We start from the raw sequence: 15,336 nt of genomic DNA, 5'->3' as shown, positions 1-15,336 counted from the left end.
GGGCTGACCCCCTCTCTGTTGTTTACAGGTAATCCGAACGCTGCAGGCTGTATTTGGCCATTTTCTCGTTCAACGTCCGTCGCGGCAGGCATAGCTCTTCCATCACGGACGCAATCGAGCCCTTGTGACGGCGCATCGTGTTGTCGATCAGCATCCGTTCGAACGCCTCGACATATTCCTTCAGCGGCTTGCCCTCAGTCGTCATAACCGGCTGCATTTCTTCGTGATCCGACATCAGCAACGAGGCAATCGTCCCGGAACCCCGGCGAGATTGCAGCACGGCGCGTTCGGCGATGTTGATCAACTGGCGCACATTGCCTGGCCACGGGGCCTGCAGCAACTGCGCGGCCTCCTGCGCGCTGACCTGCGGTGCGTCACAGCCATATTCTTCAGCAAATTGCTCACTCAAGCGCGTGAACAGCGTCAGGATATCTTCTCCGCGCTGGCGCAAGGGCGGCATGGTGATCCGAAGCGCGGCCAGGCGATAAAACAGGTCCGGGCGCAGGACATCTTCGCTGGTCTTACCCGCCTCCTGCAGGTTCGAAATCGCAACGATCCGCGTCTCGGCCGGTGTACCCTGATCATTCATGACGCTCAGCAGTCGGGCCTGAAGCGTGTCACTGAGGGCTTCGACATCTTCCAGCACCAACGTCCCACCGCGCGCCTCTTCGATCGCGGGCAGCTGCGCGTCTTCGGGCATCATCGGACCGAACAGACGTTTCGACAGCGCCTCTTCTTCCAGCGCTGCGCACGAAACCAGAACGAATTTCTTGCCCGCCCGGCTGCCAACAGCATGCAGAGCATGCGCAACCAGGGTTTTACCCGTGCCGGTCTCACCGTCGATCAGAACATGGCCGTCCGCCTGCCCCAAATCCAGGATATCCTCTCGCAAGCGCTCCATCACCGGGCTGGCCCCGATCAGCTTGTTCATGATCTGAGTGCCGCCGGACAGCTCGCGCCGCAAGGCCCGGTTGTCCAATGTAAGACGGCGTGCACTGCTGGCGCGTTTTGCCAGTTCTGACATGCGGTCCGGGTTGAAAGGCTTTTCAAGAAAGTCGAACGCGCCCACGCGCATCGCCTCAACCGCCATCGGAACATCGCCGTGACCGGTGATCATGATGACCGGTAAGGTGCTATCAGCCCCCATCAGCTTTTTCAGCAATTGAATGCCATCCATTCCTGGCATCTTGATGTCCGAGATGACAATGCCCGGATAATCCGGTCCCAGTACCTTCAGCGCGTCCTCGGCGCTCGAGAACGTTTCAGTGTCATATCCCGACAGTGCCAGCCATTGGCTGATCGACTGGCGCATGTCCTGTTCGTCATCCACAATGGCGATTTTCATGGCCTGTGCCATAGTCATTCCTTTGTTATTCAGCGGCCTCCAGGCCGTCGCTTCCTAGTATCGGCAATTGCATCTCAAACACCGCGCCGCCGTGCTGGCCGTTGCGCGCAGTCAACCGTCCCCCATGGTCGTTCACGATACCCGACGAGATGGCAAGCCCCAACCCGACCCCATCGCCGGGCTGCTTGGTGGTGTAGAAGGGCTCGAACAGATTCTCGATATTCTCGATCCCGTGACCATTGTCGCGGACGGTCAGCACCGCCATGTCACCAGCTGCCAGGATGATTTCAACATCCGGCTCTGATACAGATTTGGTGGCGTCCAGCGCATTGCGCAAGAGGTTCACCATCACTTGTTCGATCCGCATCCGGTCCCCCATCACTATAACGGGTTCTTCGGGCAGGATCTGCGTTATTTTAACGTGTCGCTGCCGCAGCTGCGGTTCCATCATTGACAGGCTGGAAGCCAGCGCTTCGCCAAGATTTACTGGTGAAAACGCATCCGCGCCCTTGCGCGCATAGGATTTAAGCTGTCGGGTGATCGCCCCCATCCGTTCGATCAAGCCGTCGATGCGACCAAAGCTGGCCAACGCCTCTTCAGGGCGGTTTCTGCGCAGCAACAGACGCGCGCCAGCCAGATAAGTTTTCATTGCAGCCAGCGGTTGATTCAACTCGTGGCTGACAGCGGCCGACATCTCACCCAAAGCTGCAAGTTTCGAACTTTGCGCCAGCGTTTGCTCGGCAACTTCCAGTGTCTTTTCAACCCGTTCACGTTCAGCAATTTCCCGCTGTAGCCGCATGTTCAATGCGCGAAGCTCTGCCGACTCGCGCTGGAACAAGGCCATCCGCAAGGTCGCCCGGCGGCTCAGCGCGTAAAAGGCCAGCGCCAGCAGAATCGCGAATCCCATGATTTCGAGCGCCAGAACGCTGTTCACCTTTTCCCGGATCGACGCATAGGTGGTGAATGACGTCATTTGCCAACCGCGGAATGGAATGCGCGTCTCCATGCGCATCACGGCCTCACCCTGCAGGTAGGCATCAGGCGGCAAGGCGGTCCAATCGGTCGTTGCCCGGATTGCGCGCTGGATGGCCCCTTCGGGCGGCTGACGCAGCATCGCCTCGCCTTCTTGCACGCCGCGCCACTGTGGTTCGGTCGACAAGATGATCGTGCCGGTACTATCTGCCACCATCACCGCGTCCGAAATCCCTGCCCAGGCCAGTTCGAACTTGTGCAAATCGACCTCAACCACGATGACGCCAAGGATTTCGGCGTTGGCTTCCATACGACGCGAATAGACAAAGCTATAGCCGCCGGATTCCTTCGGGATTACCGTAAAGATCGTGGCGTTCGAGCGTACAGCATCAATGAAATAAGGCAAACTCCTGTGTGCCTCACCCAAACGGTTGCGATCGGTGGAAGCGACCGAACGCCCATCCCCATCCAACAGCATCAGCGAGGCTGCTCCAATTTCTTCCACAAATGAGATCAGGCGCTGGGTCGACAGAGAATAATCGCTGGATTGAAGCGCCGAGATCAGCGTGGGATCCCGCGAAAGCAGCTGCGGCACAATCGCATTTCTGCGTAGTTCGCTTAGCAGGTTGCCGGAATACAGGGCTAGACGCAGCTCGGCGCGGTTGCGGGTGGACTCAGTAAATCTGTCCGTCAGTAGCCGGTTTGTGATCCAGATCGTCGCTACAGCGACCACCAGCAGGGTAATGACAGCCAATCGCAGGCGCCACCCAAGGGGCGCGCCGCGAAAAGGTTTTGTCAGAATGGACCAGCCAGAGCGAACATCAGAACTCATCCCGGGAAATTACGCGGGCTTGATCGCAACCTCAAGTCACGCAGGTGCGAGGACCCCCGACAATGCGCGGAACAATGCCGTTCCATCAGTGCCGCCGTGACCTTCATCCGCCGCCCGCTCGGGGTGCGGCATCATCCCCAACACCCGGCGGTTTTCCGACAGGATACCAGCAATATCGCCAACCGAGCCGTTTGGATTCTCGGTATAGGTGAACGCGATCCGATCCTGATCCCGCAACGCAGCCAGAGTGGTGTCATCCGCGAAATAATTGCCGTCGTGGTGTGCAATCGGAATACCGATCACGTCACCGGCGTTGTAACCTTGGGTAAAGGCGCTGTCGCTGGTTTCCACCTTCAGACCGACAGTTTTGCAGATGTATTTCAGACCCGCATTGCGCAGCAATGCACCCGGTAGAACGCCGGTTTCTGTCAGAATCTGGAAGCCATTACAGACACCCACGGCATAGCCACCGCGGTTGGTATGTTCGACAACCGCCTTGCAGATCGGCGATTGCGCGGCAATCGCGCCGCAACGCAGGTAGTCACCATAGGAAAACCCGCCGGGAACGCCCACGATGTCGATGCCCTCGGGCAGCGCGGCATCCTTGTGCCAGACCATGTCGACCTGAAACCCCGCCTGTTCAAAAGCGACGGCAAGGTCCCGGTCACAATTGGACCCAGGGAATACGATAACAGCAGCGCGCATGGCGGGGCCTCCGGGTTAAAGGGTCAGACCAGTTCGATTTCGTAGCGTTCGATGACCGTGTTGGCCAACAGCTTTTCGCACATCTCGGTGATGTCGGCCTCGGTCGCACCTGCAGCCAGCTCAAGGTCGATCACCTTGCCTTGACGCACGCCTTCGACCTGATCGAAGCCCATAGCGCCCAATGCGTGCCGCACTGCTTCACCCTGCGGGTCAAGGACCCCATTCTTGAGCATCACATGCACCCGTGCTTTCATTCCTGCAACTCCAGCTAAGGGCCATGGTTCCGGGCCCGTTCCGTTGCGCGGGGGATAACGCGACAAACCGCGTTCGACAACCCTTGTCCGCACACAGTTTGCCGCAGGTGTGACGCTCAGCCACTGCCGGTTAATCCGGGGTAATGCGCATCAATGGCGTTAAACGTACCGGTCAGCACCATTTCGACGGCCACGGCCACAAGAATGATTGCCATAACGCGGGTGATCACGTTAATCATTGTCGGCCCGAAAAACCGTGAGATCGGGTCGGCGAACAGCAGCCCCAGCCCCACAATGGCGCAGGCGATCAGTACGGCTGAGCCTAATGTCACAATCTCGGCCCCATCCGACAGCGTATGAGCAAACACGATGGTCGTGGCAATCGTGCCGGGTCCGATGGTCAACGGTATTGCCAACGGTACGACGGCAATGTTGCTTTTCTTCTTTTCGCCCTCTGCAACCGCCCTTTGATCACCTTTTGGCGGGTCAGACGCGTTCAGCATCGACATGCCGACCCCCAGAATGATCAACCCGCCGGCAATGCGAAAGGACGGGATGTCGATGCCGAAGACCGCCAGAATCTCTTCGCCAACAAATACCGCGATCAAGGCCACGACAACCACTGTTCCGGTTACGACCAGTGCCACGCGCTTGCGTTCGGGACCCGAGTAACCTTCGGTCATACTCAGAAAGATCGGGATACCGTAAAGCGGATTGAAGATCGCCAGTAACGCCGCGAGGAATTTCAGAAAAACCGCCTGATCGAACAATTCGGCCATTTCGTGACTATCCTTGATTGCACCTGCCCTGACAATGCGAAGGTGCGGACCGTCTGTCAAACCACCAGAGCAAAAGAAAAAAGCGCCGTCTTAGAAACGGCGCTTTTGACAGAATTTACATCCGAAAACCGGCTTAGTTGATCAGCGTGGGCTTGGTCACGTTGCTTTTTGGCAGAACGCCCAGACGTCGTGCGACCTCGGAATAAGCATCAGTCAGATTGCCCAGATCGCGACGGAACACGTCCTTGTCCAATTTCTGTCCGGTTTCGATATCCCATAGGCGGCAGCTGTCCGGGCTGATCTCGTCCGCGATAATCAGACGCTGATAGTCGCCGTCATAAACGCGGCCAATCTCAATCTTGAAATCGACTAGACGGATGCCCACGGCCAGCATCACGCCGCTCAGGAAATCATTCACGCGCAGCGCAAGGCTCAGGATATCTTCCATGTCCTGCTGGCTGGCCCAGCCAAAGGCGGCAATGTGTTCCTCGGTTACCAGAGGATCACCTAGCGCATCATCCTTATAGCAATACTCTACAATCGGGCGCGGCAACTGCGTGCCCTCGGCGATGCCCAGACGTTTCGACATCGTCCCAGCGGCATAGTTGCGCACGATCACTTCCAGCGGCACGATCTCGCAGCTGCGCACTAACTGTTCGCGCATGTTCAGGCGGCGAATAAAGTGGGTCGGCACGCCGATCTGGGTCAGGCCGTTCATGAAGAACTCGCTCAGGCGGTTGTTCAGCACGCCCTTGCCGTCAATCACGTCCTTTTTCTCGGCGTTGAACGCGGTGGCATCATCCTTGAAATATTGCACGATGGTGCCCGGCTCTGGGCCTTCATACAGAATCTTAGCTTTACCTTCGTAGATTTTCTTGCGACGCGCCATAAGCGACCCTTCCAGTCTGGTAAGAGGGAATGAGTCCCCTCACGTTGGCGTCCTCATAGTGCAAGCCCCCCTTTCCCGCAAGTTCGCACACAAGAAAGACTTTGATACATCGCAAATCCCTTGCACGCGGCGTTCTGTATGGTCATATCAACATCAACGATATGTTACTCGAAGAGGTCCCCAACCTATGACGACGTTTGACGAACGCGAATACGCATTTGAAGCCAAGTTTGCGCATGATGAAGAGATGCAGTTCAAGGCACAGGCCCGCTGCAACAAACTGCTTGGCCTATGGGCCGCGGAAAAGCTGGGCAAAACCGGTGACGAAGCGGAAGAATACGCCAAAGCCGTCGTGAAATCCGATTTTGAAGAAGCCGGTCACGAAGACGTCGTGCGCAAGGTTTCCGGCGATCTGGGTGCTTTGTCGTCTGACGATGAAATTCGCGCCAAGATGGCCGAGCTTCTGCCCGAAGCCAAGTCGCAGATTCTAAGCGAGACTGACTAAGGGCTTTTGCCCCACCTCATGATCTTCATGAGATTTATGAGTTTGCTTTGGCGTCCCGGTCATGAGACACGGGGCGCCTCTGTTATTATCAGGCCAATTGCGCCTTTTTCCGGATAACCCCAATGACAAATGCATTGACCGAACTTCTCAAGACCAAAGATGCCATTTTGGCAGACGGTGCAACTGGGACCAACCTGTTCAACATGGGTTTGCAATCGGGTGATGCGCCCGAATTGTGGAACGTGGACGCGCCGGATAAGATCCGCGCGCTGTATCAAAGCTCGGTGGATGCGGGCAGTGATCTTTTCCTGACCAACACTTTCGGGGGCACGTCGGCCCGGCTAAAGCTGCATGATGCGCAAAACCGCGTGGCCGAATTGAACCGGATCGGTGCCGAGTTGGGACGTGAGGTTGCTGACAAAGCCGGACGCCCGATCGTTGTGGCCGGATCGGTCGGCCCAACCGGCGAGATTCTGGTGCCAGTTGGCTGCCTGACCCATGCCGACGCCGTCGAAATGTTCCATGAACAGGCCGATGCGCTCAAGGCTGGTGGCGCCGATGTTGTGTGGCTGGAAACCATAAGCGCCCCTGAAGAATTCCGCGCAGCCGCTGAGGGGTTCGCCTTGGCCGATATGCCCTGGTGCGGCACCATGAGCTTTGACACCGCTGGGCGTACCATGATGGGTGTTACTTCGTCCGATCTGGCTCAACTGGTCGAAACCCTGCCCAACCCGCCGATTGCGTTTGGCGCTAACTGTGGCACCGGCGCGTCGGATATCCTGCGCACCGTTCTGGGCTTTGTCGCGCAAGGCACCGAGCGGCCCGTGATCTCGAAGGGCAATGCCGGTATTCCGAAATACGTGGATGGCCACATCCACTATGACGGGACGCCCGAGTTGATGGGTGAATACGCCGCCATGGCGCGTGATGCCGGAGCCACAATCATCGGCGGTTGCTGCGGCACCATGCCCGATCACCTGCGCAAGATGCGCGAAGCGTTGGACACAAAACCGCGCGGTTCGCGCCCGACACTGGATCAGATCACCGATGCCCTGGGGCCGTTTTCCTCTGCCTCGGATGGTACCGGTGACGATGCCAACGCGCCCGAGCGGCGCACACGCCGCCGCCGTCGCGCCTGAACGGTTCAGCGCCCCTCGAATTTCGGGGGGCGTTTTTCCATGAAGGCGACGACACCTTCGGCAAAATCACGGCTGCGCCCGCATTCCCCTTGTAAATGTGCTTCGGCGGCCAATTGCTGTGGCAGCGTTTTCTCATACGTCCCGCGGATGGCCTGTTTGATCGCGCCAAAACCGGCTGTGGGACCATTCGCCAGATAGGCTGCACGTTTGCGCCAATGGGCATCGAATGTGTCGTCGGACACGGCTTCCCAGATCAGACCCCATTCATCAGCCTGCCGTGCGCTGATCTTGTCCGCGAATAAGGCGGCCCCCATCGCTTTGGCGAACCCCATCTGACGCGGCATGAACCACGTACCGCCCGCATCCGGCAACAACCCGATCCGGGCGAACGCCTGCAGGAAGTATGCGCTTTCGGTGGCGATCACCACATCAGCGCACAGCGCAAGGTTTGCCCCTGCCCCGGCTGCCGGTCCGTTCACAGCCGCAATAGTGGGCACCGGGCAATCATAGATCGTTTCCAGCATCGGTTCATATTCATCACGCAGCGTGCGTTCTAAATCGACCTTGCCGGTGCTGGACGCATCACCCAGATCCTGTCCTGAACAAAAGGCGCTTCCCGCTCCGGTCAGAACGATCGCCCTTGCATGACGCGCCGCATGTTTCATTGCATGAGTGACTTCGGCCCGCATCTGCGCGGTCATCGCGTTCATCTTGTCGGGCCGGTTCAGGGTGACAACAGCCAAATCATCCGTGATGTCCAAAAGGATTGTTTCGTATTCCATGAACCTTCCCCCAATTCCAAACTTTTCGGAACCCTGACCGAAATGGAGGGGAAGGAAAAGATGAACGCGGGGTCAGTCTTCAAGAATCTGGCGCAAACGCTCTTTCTCAGCCTCGCTGAGCGTGTCCTTTTCACCCGTGATCTGAACTCGGGACCGTTTTCGCAGGAAACTCCAACCCATGACGGCTGCGATCAACAACATGATCGGGCCCGCAAGCCACAGCATCAGATTCGATCCCGAAGTGGTTGGCTTCAGCAGGACATATTCGCCGTAGCGATCGACAATGAAAGCGATTGCCTCGTCATCCGTGTCCCCGGCCACCAGTCGCTCACGCAACAACAGGCGCAAGTCACGGGCCAGTTCGGCGTTGCTTTCGTCGATGCTCTCGTTGCGGCAAACCAGACAGCGAAGGCCGGTGCTAAGGTCGCGCGCCCGCTGTTCCAGCGCTGGATCGTCCAGCACTTCATCCGGCTGTACTGCAAACAGGGGCGACGCGATGAGGGACAGGATCAGGACCAGACGTTTCATTCCGCAGGTACTCCGCCCGATGGCGCCTTGCGCGCACCTGCCGCCACACGGAACCGGCGGTCCGACAGGCTGAGCAGCCCGCCCAGAGCCATCAGGATACACCCACCCCAGATCCAGTTGGCCAGCGGCTTGATATAGGTCCGCATCACCCAGCCACCATCCGCTTGCTGATCGCCGATTACCACGTAAAGATCCCCCAGGAACCGATAATCAATCGCAGCTTCGGTCGTGGGCATCCGTGCCACTGGGTAATCGCGCTTTTCAGGATGCAATGTTCCCATAGGCCGTCCATTCTTTTCGATCCGAACGTCAGCAGTGGTCGAGAAATAGTTTGGCCCTTCCACAAGCCGGACGTCTTCCAAGGTCAGAGTAAACTGCCCCACCTCGAACGGCTGACCTGGCTGTGCAACACGAATGTCTTCGACCTCCCACGCGGTCAACCCGGCGATGGCGAACATGGTCACGCCCATACCTGTATGAGCAACGGCCTTGCCCCAATCCGCACCGGGCAAACGAAACAGACGTTTCAGATTGCCTCTGCGGCCCGTACGGCTCCACAAATCAACCGCCGCGCCAAAGGTGATCCACGCGCCCAGGAACAGCCCAACCGGACCCAGCGCACTGCGCCCTGTTTGCATTGCCCAGACCAGCAATGCCAGCGCAACGGCCAGAACAAAGGCATAGCGCAGCGAATAGGCAGTTTTGCCAAGCTTGCCGCGCTTCCACGGCAACATCGCACCCACTGGCAATGCAATCCCTAACGCCACCATGAAGGGCGTAAATGCCGAATTGAAGAACGGCGCGCCGACCGAGAGTTTGCGGTCAAAGGCCATCTCAGCCACCATCGGCCACATTGTTCCGACGAATACGACGAAACAGCTGACGGCCAGCAGGATATTGTTCAACACCAGCGCGCTTTCTCGGCTAACCATACCAAAAACGCCTTTGGCCTCCATCGCCTGCGCCCGCGCGGCAAACAGGGTCAGCGCGCCACCGATGAAGATCACGAGGATAATCAGGATGAACACGCCACGCTCGGGGTCATTGGCAAACGCATGGACCGAAGTCAGAAGGCCAGAACGCACAATGAAGGTACCAATCAGCGAAAAGCCAAAAGCAATGATTGCCAGCAGGATCGTCCAGCTTTTCAACGACTCGCGTTTTTCCACGACGATGGCCGAATGCAACAGCGCAGCGGCCAGCAGCCATGGCATGAACGACGCATTTTCGACCGGATCCCAGAACCAGAACCCGCCCCAGCCGAGCTCGTAATAGGCCCACCAGGACCCCAGCGCGATACCGATGGTCAGAAAAACCCAAGCCGCCAGCGTCCATGGGCGTACCCACCGGCCCCACGCGGCGTCTACGCGACCTTCGATCAGGGCGGCGACGGCAAAGCTGAACGCCATGCTCAGCCCCACATAGCCCAGATACAGAAACGGCGGATGAAAGGCCAAACCGGGGTCTTGCAGCAACGGGTTTAGATCGCGCCCGTCAAAGGGGGCCACGATCAGCCGGTCAAACGGGTTCGAGGTGAATAGGATAAACGCGAAAAACGCCACCCCAATTGCCCCTTGCACCGCCAATACACGCGCCTTCAAAGTCGGCGGCAAACCGCCCCCAAAAAACGCGGCCATCGCGCCAAACAAGGACACGATAAGAACCCACAACAGCATAGAGCCTTCGTGGTTACCCCATGTTCCGCTGATCTTGTACAACATTGGTTTGGCCGAGTGACTGTTTTCAACCACGATCCTCAGCGAGAAATCGGACGTCACAAAGGCCCAGACCAGCGCACCGAACGAAAAGGCAACCATCGTAAATTGAATGATTGCCGCCGGTTCAGCGAAATTCATCCAGCTAGGCCAGCGTTTCGCTGCGCCTATCAGTGGAACCACCGATTGCACGATGGCAACCAGAAAAGCGAGGATCAGGGCAAAGTGGCCAAGTTCGGTAATCATGGCCCGGGTATATTCCTGTTCCGGGGCAAGCACCAATCACTTTCGCCCCTGTGGGGCGAACATAGTGTCGCGGGTCAGGCCATGCGTTTACGCCGCCAATCCTCAAGCGCCGGATTCGCGTCCGGACGGCCTGCCTTTTCCGCCAACGCGGCGTCCGTTCCGGGATTTGCTGCGCCGACAGCGTCGCCATGCATTGCCTTCAGGGCTTGCAGGTTTTCTAAAACCTGAGGCGTGCGCTGCATCGTTGCAGTGATCTCTCGCTGCAGATCCTGCACCTTGGCCTGATGACGCGCGCCGAAATAGAAGGACACAATTACCCCCAGCAACCACCACAGGGGTTCCGGTACCAGGGCAATCCCCTGCATTCGGGCCGCAAACCACAGCGGATCGACCATCGCCGCCACAAACAAACCCAAAGTACCAAGTGCCATAGCCGGTCGCGGCAGACGGTTGAGCCCATCCATGAACCGGTCAAACGCGCCTTTGTTACGGGCCTCAAATTCACCGCCGAACTGAACCATCGCCTGTTGTTGCAAAGCCAGACCACGCTCTGCCCCATTTTCAGCGTTTTCTCGAAATATTTCAGCAGTTTCCCGCACGACATTACGGTCGCCGCCAAACAAAAACGTCAACACGTCCGTGATCAAACCCATCCTGAAACCCTCGCTTGAAATTCCGCGTCATTCAGGTGGTAAATCGGCGAAACAAATTCCTCGGCCCGGCGAATCCAACCGCCCTTGCGGCCCGCCCGAGTACGGGCATATTTGCGTGACGCAGGCCGATGATCTGCCAGACGGAAATAGTAGTTCCGCCGCGCCACACCGTACGCATCCCTGAGTGCATCCGGATCGGGGTCAGCCGCATCCCGGCAGGCCCGCGCGGTTTTGGGACCAATTGCCCCATCAACCACGATTTCGAACCCCATATCGCGCAACAGACGTTGCAGGATTTTGACCGCGTGACTGCCAGCGTTGACATACATGTCAAAAACCGAAGCCCGCAATTCGTGCGGCAAGAGGTCCAACCGCGGTTGTTCAAAATAATGCTGCACGAAAATATCAATGGCCTGAGATTTGCTGAGCATCCGAACATCGGTGCGGTTGATTATCCCGTCACCTGAAAGATCAAGCCCGAGACGCCGCATCGTGTGAATGGTCACCCCGTATTTCGTCGCGCCACCGGGATCGTCCGAATCGTCCACAAAGCCACCTTCTCGCGCCACGATCTCAGTTGCAATCTGTCGCACCGTCTGCATCGCACCCTCCGCCTGCCGTTGACCAAACGCTGAGGCTAACCGGTTAATTTGGCGCAATGAAAAAGGGCGCTGCATGCGCAACGCCCATCAGTTCTTGCTTGTCAGCTAAGGTAAATCAACTTTCACCAGCCTCTTTGTAAACACCCTGTTCTTTCAGGGCGTCGACCACCTCTTTCGGCATGTACGTTTCGTCATGTTTTGCAAGAATTTCTGTGGCTTCGAATACACCGTTCACGTAAGAACCCGTCCCTACCATGCCCTGGTTTTCCGCAAACAGATCCGGCAGAACCCCGGTAAACGCCACCGGTACACTTTCACCGCCATCGGTCACGACAAAACGCACTGTCTCGCCCTGCCCGCGAATGATCGAGCCTTCCTCGACCAGACCACCGATACGAAACACTTCTGTCGGTTTCGGGGGTTCAGCAATCACCTGACTGGGAGAGCGGAAAAAGTTAATGCCATCGCGCATCGCAAACCCAATCAACCCTGTCGCCAAGACCAAAGCCACGACGGCCAGAAGAATGACTTGTACTCGACGACGTTTCTTGAGCGTTTTCATACCGTCCTCACGGGAATAGCGGGGCCATCATCAGCCCCCGGGTTTCATCTTCACCTAACATCAGGTTGGCGTTCTGCAAGGCTTGGCCGCTGCTACCTTTTGTCAGGTTATCCAATGCGCCGATCACGATGGCGCGGCGTTCGATCCGATCGCCGACAACACCGATGTGGCAGAAATTCGAACCGCGCACATGGTGGGTCGAAGGTGTTTCGCCGAACGGCAACATCTGAATAAAGGGTTCTTCTTCATAGGCTTTGGCAAGTGTCTCATACACACTTGCCGAGTCCCCTTTGACGTAAGTCGTCGCAAGAATTCCCCGGTTAGCCGGGATCAGGTGCGGCGTGAACTGCACATGCACCGTACGCCCCGCCAGTGCCGAGAATTCCTGATCGAACTCACCCAGATGCCGGTGCGTACCGCCAACCGCATACGCATTGTAGCCTTCGCTGAGCTCCGCATGCAGCAGATTTTCCTTCAGCGACCGGCCTGCGCCCGAAACGGCGCATTTCAGATCCAGCACGATATCATCCAAATCGATAACACCTGCAGAAATCAACGGACGCAGCACATACTGACCCGTCGCTGCATTACACCCGGTTCCCGCGACCAACCGCGCATTGCGGATGTCATCCCGGTAGAACTCGGTCAGGCCATAGACGGCCTCTTCCTGCTGTTGCAGCGCGGCGTGCGGGTTTCCGTACCATTTTTCGTATTCATCCGGGTCACGCAGACGGAAATCCGCGGACAGATCAACGATTTTGAGGTTTTTCGGCAGGTCACGAATGACCTCTTGGCTAGTTTTGTGTGGCAAGGCGCAGAAACACAGGTCGACCGTGGAAAAGTCGATCTCAGAGATTTTGCACAGGTCTGGCAAATCCATGTGACGCAGATGCGGAAAGACCTGTGCCATTGACATGCCGGCCTTCCGCTCGGCGGCCAAGGCAGTGATTTCCATATTCGGGTGCTCGGCGATCAGCCGCACCAGTTCGGCGCCGGTATAACCCGAAGCACCCAGAATTGCGATTTTATGGGTCATGTCAGACCTCTTGTTCCAGTGTGTCACAAATCACGACCGCCGATGTGACGGTCTTCGAATAAAGGAGAGTGTGCAGCAGCGTCCTTGACCTAAGTCAGGCGGCCTCGAACGAAATTTGTCGTCGGAGGAACTGCGTCGCCCGGTCGCTGACAAAATCTGGCTTTCCAGTCGTCAAGAAGCCGCCCTTGCCTTCACCCTGCATGTTGGGGTGACGTTGAAGGTAATCCCCAAGGCTTTCAGCAACCAAGGCGCCCTGACTATAAACCTGAACATCCGGGCCCAAGGCGGCCTGAAAGGTTTCCGCCATCAACGGGTAATGCGTGCAACCCAGAATGGCTGCTTGCGGTTCTGGCATTTTCCGTTTCAGCGCATCCACATGGCTGCGTACCAGTGCCTCGGCCAAGATCATGTCGCCGTCTTCGATGGCATCAACCACGCCGCCGCACGCTTGCGCCTCGACGTCTACGCCGATGGCTCGGAACGCCAGCTCTCGCTGGAAGGCTCGGCTAGAAACCGTTGCGGGCGTGGCAAACAAGGCAACGTGCTTTACGGCAACCTCACGCGGAGGGCTGTTGTCGCCCCACTGCCGCTCAGTCAATGCCTCGATCAAGGGCACGAAGACGCCCAAGACACGCTTGCCGGCAGGCACACCCTCTTCCTGCATCCGACGCAGCGCGGCGGCGCTGGCGGTGTTACAGGCCAGAATCACCAGATCGCAGCCACGGTCCCACAAATTGTAAACAGCGTGCCGTGTCAGAGCATAGATATTCTCGGCGTCCCGCACGCCATAGGGCGCATGCGCGCTGTCCGCAAAGTACAGAAAATCCACGTCCGGCAGACGTTTCTGCGCGGCGTCAAGAACGGTTAAACCGCCCAAACCAGAATCAAAAATGCCTACTGCCATTAGCCTCTTTAGGCGCGATGCCGTTCCTCAAATTCATAGCCGTAATCATAAGATTTCAACGGCGTCGGGGACAGCTCATACGTGGCTTTGCGCAAGAAATCCATCATCTTGCGCGTATCCGTGGCCAATGGGTCCAGAACGTCGCGGCCGATGGGCTCTCCGATCACCACTTTGACAGGTGTATCCACGCGTTTTTTGAACTCTTTGATCAGCAGTCCCATGCGTAAAGTATTGTGCAAATGACTGGCGATCTGAAACAAGCGCGACGTGTGACCGTCAAAGAAGACCGGCACTACAGTGGCGTTCGATTTGGCCACCATTCTTGCCGTGAACCCACGCCAGCCCGGATCCATCGGGTGTGAAAAGGGTTTGAGCCCGGTGCTGACCGTACCACCCGGAAATATCCCGATGGCTCCGCCCTCGTCCAAATATTTCAACGCCGCTTTGCGCGTCTCAAGGTTCTGTCTCATCGCCTCTTTGGTTTCATCAAACGAAATCGGCAGGACGATCTTGTTCAGATCCTCGGCTTTGCGAAACACGTGATTGGCCAAAATTCGGAAATCGCCACGTGTCTGAGACAGGATGTGGCCCATCATCAACCCGTCCAGAATACCGTAAGGATGATTGGCAATCAGAATCAGAGGCCCGGTCGTCGGAATATTCGTCAACGAACCGTCGACAATATCCAGCGACAGACCATAGCGATCCACCATGACCGACCAAAAGTCGCGCCCTTTGGCGACCTCTTTCTCATACCCGTCTGCGCGCTTGATCAATCGCAAACGCCCAGTGGTGTTCTCCATCAGCTTGATCACCATCCGCCCCCCTTTGGTTGCGGCGGAATAGGCATAGGATATGTCACGAGCGATATGGCGGCGCGAGGGCATA

At 57.5% G+C, this 15,336-nt stretch carries 17 protein-coding genes; 2 read left to right on the top strand and 15 right to left on the bottom strand.

Features of this window, described 5'->3' with window-relative positions; translation table 11 throughout:
• Positions 1-22: 22 nt before the first annotated feature.
• The 6 genes from GOX21_RS02235 to purC all read right to left on the bottom strand — a co-directional run bounded on the left by GOX21_RS02235 (position 23) and on the right by purC (position 5,776).
• A complete protein-coding gene (locus tag GOX21_RS02235) occupies positions 23-1,357 on the bottom strand; it encodes a sigma-54-dependent transcriptional regulator (protein WP_170375206.1) in 1,335 nt (444 codons plus the stop codon).
• A 13-nt stretch (positions 1,358-1,370) separates the two neighbouring features.
• Positions 1,371-3,149, bottom strand: a complete 1,779-nt coding sequence (locus tag GOX21_RS02230; protein WP_170348614.1) for a sensor histidine kinase — start codon at positions 3,147-3,149, stop codon at positions 1,371-1,373.
• 36 nt (positions 3,150-3,185) lie between these two features.
• Positions 3,186-3,854, bottom strand: coding sequence for a phosphoribosylformylglycinamidine synthase subunit PurQ (gene purQ / locus GOX21_RS02225; RefSeq protein ID WP_170375204.1), 669 nt, complete (start codon positions 3,852-3,854; stop codon positions 3,186-3,188).
• Between the two features lie 23 nt (positions 3,855-3,877).
• Positions 3,878-4,108 carry a phosphoribosylformylglycinamidine synthase subunit PurS gene (purS, locus tag GOX21_RS02220; RefSeq protein WP_170348612.1) on the bottom strand — a complete coding sequence of 77 codons (231 nt, stop codon included), beginning with the start codon at positions 4,106-4,108 and terminating at the stop codon, positions 3,878-3,880.
• Between the two features lie 116 nt (positions 4,109-4,224).
• Positions 4,225-4,887 (bottom strand): MarC family protein, encoded by a 663-nt coding sequence (locus GOX21_RS02215; RefSeq protein ID WP_170375201.1) that lies wholly within the window; start codon positions 4,885-4,887, stop codon positions 4,225-4,227.
• A gap of 133 nt (positions 4,888-5,020) precedes the next feature.
• Positions 5,021-5,776, bottom strand: coding sequence for a phosphoribosylaminoimidazolesuccinocarboxamide synthase (gene purC / locus GOX21_RS02210; protein WP_170358332.1), 756 nt, complete (start codon positions 5,774-5,776; stop codon positions 5,021-5,023).
• A 187-nt stretch (positions 5,777-5,963) separates the two neighbouring features.
• On the opposite strand from purC, the gene GOX21_RS02205 reads away from it, so the two are divergent.
• Both GOX21_RS02205 and bmt read left to right on the top strand, forming a co-directional pair.
• Positions 5,964-6,281, top strand: a complete 318-nt coding sequence (locus GOX21_RS02205) for a DUF1476 domain-containing protein (RefSeq protein ID WP_170358330.1) — start codon at positions 5,964-5,966, stop codon at positions 6,279-6,281.
• A gap of 122 nt (positions 6,282-6,403) precedes the next feature.
• Complete coding sequence (bmt, locus tag GOX21_RS02200; RefSeq protein WP_170375198.1) at positions 6,404-7,420, top strand: betaine--homocysteine S-methyltransferase; 1,017 nt, start codon at positions 6,404-6,406, stop codon at positions 7,418-7,420.
• A 5-nt stretch (positions 7,421-7,425) separates the two neighbouring features.
• Here bmt and GOX21_RS02195 read toward each other — a convergent pair whose 3' ends face one another.
• From GOX21_RS02195 to GOX21_RS02155, 9 genes are all read right to left on the bottom strand, one after another.
• Positions 7,426-8,202, bottom strand: a complete 777-nt coding sequence (locus GOX21_RS02195) for an enoyl-CoA hydratase-related protein (protein ID WP_170348607.1) — start codon at positions 8,200-8,202, stop codon at positions 7,426-7,428.
• 72 nt (positions 8,203-8,274) lie between these two features.
• The gene (locus GOX21_RS02190; protein ID WP_170375196.1) at positions 8,275-8,730 is read right to left on the bottom strand and encodes a cytochrome c-type biogenesis protein; all 456 of its coding nucleotides are present in this window, start codon (positions 8,728-8,730) and stop codon (positions 8,275-8,277) included.
• Entirely contained in the window at positions 8,727-10,691 is a 1,965-nt protein-coding gene (locus tag GOX21_RS02185) for a heme lyase CcmF/NrfE family subunit (protein ID WP_170375194.1), read from the bottom strand. The genes GOX21_RS02190 and GOX21_RS02185 overlap by 4 nt, the downstream gene beginning before the upstream one ends.
• A gap of 74 nt (positions 10,692-10,765) precedes the next feature.
• The gene (locus tag GOX21_RS02180; protein ID WP_170375192.1) at positions 10,766-11,344 is read right to left on the bottom strand and encodes a holin family protein; all 579 of its coding nucleotides are present in this window, start codon (positions 11,342-11,344) and stop codon (positions 10,766-10,768) included.
• On the bottom strand, positions 11,335-11,946 hold the full coding sequence (locus tag GOX21_RS02175) for a holin-associated N-acetylmuramidase (protein WP_170375190.1): 612 nt from the start codon (positions 11,944-11,946) through the stop codon (positions 11,335-11,337). Before GOX21_RS02175 ends, GOX21_RS02180 begins: the two co-directional genes overlap by 10 nt.
• Positions 11,947-12,061: 115 nt before the next feature.
• On the bottom strand, positions 12,062-12,508 hold the full coding sequence (ccmE, locus tag GOX21_RS02170; RefSeq protein ID WP_170348602.1) for a cytochrome c maturation protein CcmE: 447 nt from the start codon (positions 12,506-12,508) through the stop codon (positions 12,062-12,064).
• A 7-nt stretch (positions 12,509-12,515) separates the two neighbouring features.
• Positions 12,516-13,544, bottom strand: a complete 1,029-nt coding sequence (argC, locus tag GOX21_RS02165; RefSeq protein WP_170375188.1) for an N-acetyl-gamma-glutamyl-phosphate reductase — start codon at positions 13,542-13,544, stop codon at positions 12,516-12,518.
• 94 nt (positions 13,545-13,638) lie between these two features.
• The gene (locus tag GOX21_RS02160; protein ID WP_170375186.1) at positions 13,639-14,448 is read right to left on the bottom strand and encodes a glutamate racemase; all 810 of its coding nucleotides are present in this window, start codon (positions 14,446-14,448) and stop codon (positions 13,639-13,641) included.
• Between the two features lie 8 nt (positions 14,449-14,456).
• Positions 14,457-15,335, bottom strand: a complete 879-nt coding sequence (locus GOX21_RS02155) for a lysophospholipid acyltransferase family protein (RefSeq protein ID WP_170375184.1) — start codon at positions 15,333-15,335, stop codon at positions 14,457-14,459.
• Position 15,336 lies beyond the last annotated feature (1 nt).

The organism is Ruegeria atlantica (assembly GCF_013032005.1).
GTDB lineage: Bacteria > Pseudomonadota > Alphaproteobacteria > Rhodobacterales > Rhodobacteraceae > Ruegeria > Ruegeria atlantica_A.
The sequence above is the reverse complement of the archived record's forward strand: the minus strand, read 5'-3'. Positions and strand labels throughout refer to the sequence as shown.

Excerpts from the sequence above, each read along its gene's own strand:
- GOX21_RS02190 (WP_170375196.1), bottom strand. The coding sequence starts at position 8,730 with ATGAAACGTCTGGTCCTGATCCTGTCCCTCATCGCGTCGCCCCTGTTT.
- purS (WP_170348612.1), bottom strand. The coding sequence starts at position 4,108 with ATGAAAGCACGGGTGCATGTGATGCTCAAGAATGGGGTCCTTGACCCG.
- GOX21_RS02155 (WP_170375184.1), bottom strand. The coding sequence starts at position 15,335 with ATGCCCTCGCGCCGCCATATCGCTCGTGACATATCCTATGCCTATTCC.
- GOX21_RS02205 (WP_170358330.1), top strand. The coding sequence starts at position 5,964 with ATGACGACGTTTGACGAACGCGAATACGCATTTGAAGCCAAGTTTGCG.
- GOX21_RS02175 (WP_170375190.1), bottom strand. The coding sequence starts at position 11,946 with ATGCAGACGGTGCGACAGATTGCAACTGAGATCGTGGCGCGAGAAGGT.
- GOX21_RS02235 (WP_170375206.1), bottom strand. The coding sequence starts at position 1,357 with ATGGCACAGGCCATGAAAATCGCCATTGTGGATGACGAACAGGACATG.
- GOX21_RS02215 (WP_170375201.1), bottom strand. The coding sequence starts at position 4,887 with ATGGCCGAATTGTTCGATCAGGCGGTTTTTCTGAAATTCCTCGCGGCG.
- GOX21_RS02185 (WP_170375194.1), bottom strand. The coding sequence starts at position 10,691 with ATGATTACCGAACTTGGCCACTTTGCCCTGATCCTCGCTTTTCTGGTT.
- purQ (WP_170375204.1), bottom strand. The coding sequence starts at position 3,854 with ATGCGCGCTGCTGTTATCGTATTCCCTGGGTCCAATTGTGACCGGGAC.
- argC (WP_170375188.1), bottom strand. The coding sequence starts at position 13,544 with ATGACCCATAAAATCGCAATTCTGGGTGCTTCGGGTTATACCGGCGCC.
- GOX21_RS02160 (WP_170375186.1), bottom strand. The coding sequence starts at position 14,448 with ATGGCAGTAGGCATTTTTGATTCTGGTTTGGGCGGTTTAACCGTTCTT.
- bmt (WP_170375198.1), top strand. The coding sequence starts at position 6,404 with ATGACAAATGCATTGACCGAACTTCTCAAGACCAAAGATGCCATTTTG.
- GOX21_RS02180 (WP_170375192.1), bottom strand. The coding sequence starts at position 11,344 with ATGGGTTTGATCACGGACGTGTTGACGTTTTTGTTTGGCGGCGACCGT.
- purC (WP_170358332.1), bottom strand. The coding sequence starts at position 5,776 with ATGGCGCGTCGCAAGAAAATCTACGAAGGTAAAGCTAAGATTCTGTAT.
- GOX21_RS02230 (WP_170348614.1), bottom strand. The coding sequence starts at position 3,149 with ATGAGTTCTGATGTTCGCTCTGGCTGGTCCATTCTGACAAAACCTTTT.
- ccmE (WP_170348602.1), bottom strand. The coding sequence starts at position 12,508 with ATGAAAACGCTCAAGAAACGTCGTCGAGTACAAGTCATTCTTCTGGCC.
- GOX21_RS02195 (WP_170348607.1), bottom strand. The coding sequence starts at position 8,202 with ATGGAATACGAAACAATCCTTTTGGACATCACGGATGATTTGGCTGTT.